The organism is Rhizobacter sp. P5_A1 (genome assembly GCF_056400745.1).
Map to the genome: position 1 here is coordinate 35736 of NZ_JBFUKR010000038.1, position 6994 is coordinate 42729.

General features: G+C 70.3%; 9 protein-coding genes. 2 read left to right on the top strand and 7 right to left on the bottom strand.

Annotation, left to right across the window (positions count from 1 at the left end; translation table 11 throughout):
* The first annotated feature begins 55 nt into the window (after positions 1-55).
* Both AC1DTW_RS25775 and ispH read left to right on the top strand, forming a co-directional pair.
* On the top strand, positions 56-499 hold the full coding sequence (locus AC1DTW_RS25775; RefSeq protein WP_477984452.1) for an FKBP-type peptidyl-prolyl cis-trans isomerase: 444 nt from the start codon (positions 56-58) through the stop codon (positions 497-499).
* Positions 499-1464 (top strand): 4-hydroxy-3-methylbut-2-enyl diphosphate reductase, encoded by a 966-nt coding sequence (gene ispH / locus AC1DTW_RS25780; RefSeq protein WP_477984454.1) that lies wholly within the window; start codon positions 499-501, stop codon positions 1462-1464. The genes AC1DTW_RS25775 and ispH overlap by 1 nt, the downstream gene beginning before the upstream one ends.
* Here ispH and AC1DTW_RS25785 read toward each other — a convergent pair whose 3' ends face one another.
* From AC1DTW_RS25785 to AC1DTW_RS25815, 7 genes are all read right to left on the bottom strand, one after another.
* Complete coding sequence (locus AC1DTW_RS25785; RefSeq protein WP_477984456.1) at positions 1465-1728, bottom strand: DUF6587 family protein; 264 nt, start codon at positions 1726-1728, stop codon at positions 1465-1467.
* Positions 1729-3645 carry a ferrous iron transporter B gene (gene feoB / locus AC1DTW_RS25790; protein ID WP_477984458.1) on the bottom strand — a complete coding sequence of 639 codons (1917 nt, stop codon included), beginning with the start codon at positions 3643-3645 and terminating at the stop codon, positions 1729-1731. It lies immediately after the preceding gene.
* A gap of 18 nt (positions 3646-3663) precedes the next feature.
* The gene (locus tag AC1DTW_RS25795; RefSeq protein WP_477984460.1) at positions 3664-3918 is read right to left on the bottom strand and encodes a FeoA family protein; all 255 of its coding nucleotides are present in this window, start codon (positions 3916-3918) and stop codon (positions 3664-3666) included.
* A 127-nt stretch (positions 3919-4045) separates the two neighbouring features.
* Positions 4046-4504, bottom strand: a complete 459-nt coding sequence (locus AC1DTW_RS25800) for a DUF4405 domain-containing protein (RefSeq protein WP_477984462.1) — start codon at positions 4502-4504, stop codon at positions 4046-4048.
* A 21-nt stretch (positions 4505-4525) separates the two neighbouring features.
* Positions 4526-5311, bottom strand: coding sequence for an FAD:protein FMN transferase (locus tag AC1DTW_RS25805; protein WP_477984464.1), 786 nt, complete (start codon positions 5309-5311; stop codon positions 4526-4528).
* The gene (locus AC1DTW_RS25810; RefSeq protein ID WP_477984466.1) at positions 5308-5853 is read right to left on the bottom strand and encodes an FMN-binding protein; all 546 of its coding nucleotides are present in this window, start codon (positions 5851-5853) and stop codon (positions 5308-5310) included. The genes AC1DTW_RS25805 and AC1DTW_RS25810 overlap by 4 nt, the downstream gene beginning before the upstream one ends.
* On the bottom strand, positions 5853-6994 hold a 1142-nt coding region (locus tag AC1DTW_RS25815; protein ID WP_477984468.1), incomplete at its 5' end, for a hypothetical protein. The genes AC1DTW_RS25810 and AC1DTW_RS25815, both read right to left, overlap by 1 nt.

Consider the following 6994-nt stretch of genomic DNA (forward strand, 5'->3'; position numbering starts at 1 on the left):
GCCGGCTCGTAAAATCGCCCCAGTCTATCGGCACCCAGCCTTGTCAGGATTTCGCTTGAACCAAGTCCAACCGGGGTCGTTCCTGACCCTGCACTACCGGCTGTCGGGGCCCGACGGCGCCGACCTCATCAACACCTTCGACGACAAGCCCGCGACCCTGTCGCTCGGCACCGGCGAGCTCGCGCCCGCGATGGAGGCGCGCCTGCTCGGCCTGGCCGAAGGCACGCACCGCTCGTTCGAGCTCGCGGCCGGCGAGGCCTTCGGCGAGCGCAACCCCGAGCTGCTGCAGCGCGTCAAGCGCTCGCTGCTGAACGAGCTCGGCGACCCGGACGAGCAGTACCGGGTCGGCGACGTGGTCCAGTTCCCGACGCCGGACGGGCAGGGCGCCTACGCGGGCGTCGTGCGCGAGGTCGACGGCGACGTGCTCGTGTTCGACTTCAACCACCCGCTGGCCGGTCGGCCGGTGACCTTCGAAGTGCAATTGATCGGGGTGCTTTGATGAATGCCGAACTGCAAGAGATCGTGCTGGCCGAGCCGCGCGGCTTCTGCGCCGGCGTCGACCGCGCGATCGAGATCGTCGAGCGCGCGTTGACGAAGTTCGGCGCGCCGATCTACGTGCGCCACGAGATCGTCCACAACACCTATGTCGTCAATGACCTGAAGGCGAAGGGCGCGATCTTCATCGAGGACCTCGACGACGTGCCGCCCGGCGCGACGCTGGTGTTCAGCGCGCACGGCGTGTCGCAGCAGGTGCGCCGCGAGGCCGCGGCGCGCGGCTTCAGCGTGTTCGACGCGACCTGCCCGCTCGTGACCAAGGTCCACATGGAGGTCGCGAAGCTGCACCGCCTCGGCTACGACTTCATCATGATCGGCCACAAGGGCCACCCCGAGGTCGAGGGCACGATGGGCCAGCTGACCGAGGGCATCTACCTCGTCGAGGACGTGGCCGATGTCGAGCGCGTGCAGGTCGCGCAGTCCGCCAAGCTCGCGGTCGTGACGCAGACGACGCTGTCGGTCGACGACGCCGCGGAGATCCTGCGCGCGGTGAAGCGACGCTTTCCGGAGGTGCGCGAGCCGAAACAGCAGGACATCTGCTACGCGACGCAGAACCGCCAGGATGCGGTCAAGGTGCTCGCGCCGACCGTCGACGTCGTGATCGTCGTCGGCAGCCCGACGAGCTCGAACAGCAACCGCCTGCGCGAAGTGGCGCAGCGCCTCGGCACCGCGGCCTACATGGTCGATTCGCCGGACGATCTGAAGGCCGAGTGGTTCGAGGGCAAGGGTCGCGTGGGATTGACCGCCGGCGCGTCGGCGCCCGAGATCCTCGTGCAGCAGGTCATCGAACGGCTGCGCGCGCTCGGCGCGGTCTCGGTGCGCAAGCTCGCGGGCGTCGAAGAGACCACGCACTTCCCGCTGCCGATGGGCCTGGGCGACAAGGCGATGGGCCTGGCGCCCAAGCGTTGATCAGTGGCGCGCGCGGCGGTGGAAGGTCACGACTTGCGGCGCCGTCTTCGGCGCAGCCTTCGCCGGCGCGTGATCGCAGCCGTCGCAGCCGCAGCCCGCTGACGCGGTGGCGGCGCGGCGCAGCTTTGCGGCGAGCGCCTCCGGCGGCGCCAGCTTCAGCAGCGAGCGCGCGAGCGCACGGCGCGCCGCGGCGGGCATCAGTGTCCAGCTCGCGTAGACGACGCAAGCGACAACGAGCAGCGCGACGATCAGGGTCTGCATCATTCAGCCTCCAAGCCAGAGCGTGACGCGGTAGGTGACGAACGCCGCCGCATAGGCGAGCGCGAACAGGTAAGCGGCCATCAGCAGCGGATAGCGCCAGGAGTTGGTCTCGCGCTTCACGACCGCCAGCGTCGAGATGCACTGCGGCGCGAACACATACCAGGCGAGCAGCGAGTACGCGGTCGCGAGCGACCAGCCCTTGGCGATCACCGGCGCCAGCGCGTCGGCGACTTCGCCGCCGGCCGCCGACGACATCGAGTACACGGTGCCGAGCGCGCCGACCGCGACCTCGCGCGCCGCCAGCCCCGGCACCAGCGCGATCGAGATCTGCCAGTTGAAGCCGATCGGCGCGAACACGTGCTGCAGCGCCTGGCCGAGCCAGCCGGCGATCGAGTACTGGATCGCCGGGCCCGTCGCGCCTTGCGGCGGCGCCGGGTAGCTGGACAGGAACCACAGGATCACCATCAGCGCGAAGATGATGCCGCCGACGCGCGCCAGGAAGATGTGCGCGCGCTCCAGCAACCCGAGCCCGAGGTTGCGCGCACCCGGCATGCGGTACGGCGGCAGCTCGAGCATCAGCGGCTGGTAGCGGCTCTTCATCCAGATGCGCTTGAAGACCCAGGCCACCGCCATCGCCGAGACCACGCCGGCGACATACAGCCCGAACAGCGTCAGCCCGCGAAGATTGAAGGCGCCGACGCTGCGATCGGGCACGAACGCCCCGATCAGCAGCGCATACACCGGCAGCCGCGCCGAGCAGGTCATCAGCGGCGCGATCATGATCGTCGCGAGGCGATCCTTCCAGTTCGCGATCGTGCGCGTCGCCATGATCCCCGGGATCGCGCACGCGAAGCTCGACAGCAGCGGGATGAACGCACGCCCCGACAGGCCGACCTTGCCCATCAGGTTGTCGAGCAGGAATGCAGCGCGCGGCAGGTAGCCCGAGTCCTCGAGGATCAGGATGAAGAAGAACAGGATCAGGATCTGCGGCAGGAACACGATCACGCTGCCGACGCCGGCGATCACGCCGTCGACCAGCAGCGAGCGCAACGGCCCGTCGGCCATGTGCGCGGTGGTCTGTTCGCCGAGCCAGGCCATGCTCGCCTTGATCGCGTCCATCGGCACGTTGGCCCATGAGAACACGGCCTGGAAGATCAGGAACAGCACGACCGCGAGGATCGCCAGACCCCACACCGGGTGCATCACCACCGCGTCGAGCCGGTGGTGGAAGCGTTTCGCATGCGCCGCCTCGGTCGTGATGCCGGGCTCCACCGTGGTTGCAACAGCGGCGAGGATGCGCCGCACCTCGCGCTGCAGCTCGGCCGGCGCGCTGGACGCGGAGGGCCCGCCGACGGCCGCGGCCATCGCGGGCGGCGCAGCGGCGAACTCGCGTGCCATCAGCGCAAGCAGTTGTGCATGGCCGTCATGCCGGACCGCGACGGTCTCGACGACCGGGCAGCCGAGCTCGGCCGAGAGCTTCGCGGTGTCGATGTTCAGGCCCTGCGCGCGCGCCACGTCGGCCATGTTCAGTGCGACCATCATCGGCCGGCCGATGCGCTTGAGTTCGAGCACCAGGCGCAGGTTCATGCGCAGGTTCGTCGCATCGACGACCGCGATGACCGCGTCCGGCGCATCTTCACCGCGACGTCGGCCCTCGATCACGTCGAGCGTGACCTGCTCGTCGGGCGTCGCCGGCGTCAGGCTGTAGGCGCCGGGCAGGTCGATCACCGAGACGCTGCGCCCGTCGGGCAGCCGGGTCGTGCCGACCTTGCGCTCGACCGTCACGCCGGCGTAGTTCGCGACCTTCTGGCGCGCGCCCGTGAGCAGGTTGAACAGCGCCGTCTTGCCGCAGTTCGGGTTGCCGACCAGCGCAACGCTCCAGGGTGTGCTGGCGAGGGCCGGATGCGAGGTCTGCGACATGGGCGGCTCTCGGACCTCTCAGGCAGCCTGGGCTTCGACCCGGACTTCGATGCACTGCGCCTCGAGCAGGCGCAGGCCGAACATCGTGTCGCCGATCAGCACCGCGAGCGGTTCGCGCCCGCCCGGGCCGCGCCGCAGCAGCTGCACCGGCTCGCCGGGGATGAAGCCGATCTCGGCCAGGCGGCGCAACGCGACCGCGTCGACATCGCTCGATGTCGAGACGACGCGCGTCACGATGGCGTGCGCGCCGTTGGTCAGTTCGTTCAGCAGCATGGTGGTCCGGGCAGAGGAGCGCGCGCATCGGAATGCGCATGCAAATGAGATTGTCTCTCATTTGGCTCTGAAGTTCCGCACCGGGGCGTGTGACCCTGGTCGAAATGTGTAAAGCGTTTGCGCCGCGTCAAACGCCGCGCCGATGGCTCGCGACGAGCGCCGCCATCGCCAGGCCGATGGCGGTGTGCGCCCAGCCCAGCGCGGGCCGCACCGACTCGGGCGCGAAATAGAACAAGGCGTAGCCGCTGAGCACCAGCAGCGCGCCGGCCGCGCAAAGCTGCAGCCCGGAACTGCGCTGCCCGGCCCAGCGCCTGCGCTGGCTCAGGCGCCAGCCTTGCGGAATGTGCGCGGCCGCCAGCGCGCCGAGCACGAAGACCGCGCCGAACGCCGCGAGACCGTGCAAGCGCAGCATCCAGGCCTCGAGCGGGTGCGGCAGCTCGCCGGCCCCGGCGCCGATGCTGTAGTGGATCGCGAGCCAGGCCGCGCCGGTCAGCAGCAGCAATGCGCCGGTCAGGTACAGCGCGAGGCGCTGCCAGCGGATCAGGCGATGCGCGTGGTGCGGGGTGGGATGAGGCGGGCGGGCCATGCCGTTCGGCGCGGTGTCGTTTCAGTGAATCCAGGCCTGCGCGTCGAAGCGGGCGAGCAGCGGGTGCGCAGTATCGCCGCTGATGGCGACGATCTTCGTCAACGCGTCGGCCCACAGGCACAGCGGCGCCGCGACGCTGACGTGCGCGCGCGCCGCGATGCTGTGGAGCGCGCGTGCCGTGCGCTCGCACCGGCCTCGGGCAAGCCTCGAACGGCTGTCGCGATCGAAATGGCTGGTCGCGAATGCGCCATCGCACAGCGTGGCGAACGCTCGCGCGCCGCCACCGGCCTCGTCGCGCAGCCGGACCGGCAGCTCGGCGTCGCCGAACGCGCGCAGGTCGCCGCCCGCGTTGACCCATCCGGCGGCGCAGCCATGTGCGCGCAGCACGTCGACGGCGCGATCCACCGCATAGCCCTTGCCGATGCCGCCGAGGTCCAGCCGCACCGCATCGTCGAGCTTGTGCAGCCGGTCAGCGTCGCATTGCCAGCCGCGCGGTGCGGTGCCGAGGCTGATGTCGAACGCGCCATCGCTGGCCGTGCGCAGCGCGTGCGCAGCCGCCAGGACCTGCTGCGTCGCTGGCCGCAGCGCCAGCGACCCGCCGCAGGGCAGCGCATGAAAGCGTGCGATGTCGCTGTCCGCCTCGAAACGCGACAGGCAGGCCTGCAGCTCGCGCAACGTGCCGAAGGCCGCATCGAGCGCGGCGCTGTGTGCTTCGCCGCTGCCGGCGACGCCGATCTCGACCAGCGTGCCGAGCAGCGGCTGCGCGCGGCGCAGCCACGGTCCCGAGGAGGCGAGCGACGTGTTCACGCCAATGCGCCGGTGCGCCGCGCCAGCGCCACCACAGCGACGATGCGCCGCACGCCGTCGGTCACGTGGTTGCAGCTCAGCGTCGCGCCGCTGATGTTCGAGATGTCGTCGCCGACGCGCAGCGGCGCGGCGCTGTCCTTGCCGACGAACTGCCTGCGCCAGGCCGGCAGGCGGATCTCGAAGCCGTGGCTCTCGCGGTACGACAGGATCTCGAGCTGCTTGACGCTGCCGTCGAGCGCGATGCCGACCGCATAGTCGATCAATTCGACCTTGCCGATCACCGCGTCGGTGACGACGAAGCCCAGGGTCGCGCCGGCGCGCTTCGCGATCCGCACCGGCCAGTTCGCCGAGCGGCCGCGCACGCCCTGTGCCTCGAGCTGTTGCAGCTGCGCCGCATCGAGCGTCACGTTGCGGGCCTCGAAGGCATCGGCGTCGGGGAACATCAGCTTCGCGGCCTGCTCGGCGCTGAGGTAGTCGACCGCGAACGCGCTGGCCGGCACGGCCGCCGCGGCCAGCACCGAGGTCGCCAGCACCACGCGCATCAGAAGCTCCAGCCCAGCCCGAGGTTGAACCGGTTCAGGTCGGCGTTCTCGCGGAAGCGCTGGTAGTCGGCCTTCAGCACGATGCCCTGCGAGACCTGGAAATTCGCGCCGACGGTGACGACACGCTCGGCGCGGCCTGCCTCCGGCGTCAGGCCGACGCCGAGATCGGCGTAGGACTTGGCGGTGTTGAACTGTTCCCAGCGAACGAACGGCGATAGCGCGTAGTCCTCGTGCGACCAGGCCTTGTAGGCGCCCTGCACGTAGAAGCCGTCGAAGGACTTCGGGATCAGCGTCGGGTTGCCGACCAGCGCCGCGTTCAGCGCCGCGGTGTTCGAGATGGTGCCGCGCGAGTAGACGGTCGAGAAGTCCCAGCGGCCCGGCGTCCAGCGTGCATGGATGTCCCATAGCGTGATGCGCGCCTTGTCGACCGCCTGCGCGTGCGTCGCCTGGCCGGTGAAGAGCGAGCCGCCGACCAGCAGGCCGGGGACGCCGCGCCAGTTCAGCGCACCGAACAGCGCCAGGTCGTGGGCCTTCGCGAGCGCGAGTTCCTGGTGGATCGAGCCGAGCGGCGATTCCTTGCCTTCGCCCGAGGCCGCGTCCCACTTGTTCAGGTCGAAGCCGGTCGTGATGCCGCCCTGCACCGTCAGGCCGTTGTCGAAGCTGCCGACGAGCTGCAAGCCGCCTTCGCGCCAGGTGCTCGGGATGATCGCGGTCTCGACGAAGTTGCGCTCGACGCCGTAGAACGCGGTCGGTTCGTGGTTCTCGTTCAGCAGCCCCGCCGGGATCAGGAACAGGCCGGCGCGCGCCGCCCAGGTCGGCGTGATCTGGCGCTCGATGTAGGCCTGCTCGACCTCGACCTCGCCGGGGTCGCTGGCCGACGAGACCGCGTGCTCGACCTCGAGCTCGGTCACGACCTTGGTCTTCGCGTCGAAGCGGTGCTGGTAGCCGAGCACGAAGCGGCGCATGTCGACCTGCGTGTTCTGGTTCGCACGCGTCGGCCGGTTGTAGTTGATCTCGCCGTAGCTGGTCAGCACGGTGCCGGGGCCGAGCAGCGAGGCCGAGTAGGCTGGCTCGGCCGATGCGGCCGGCGCGGTCGGCGGCGTCGGCGCCGCCGCGGCCACCGGCGCGGGCGCTGCCTGCG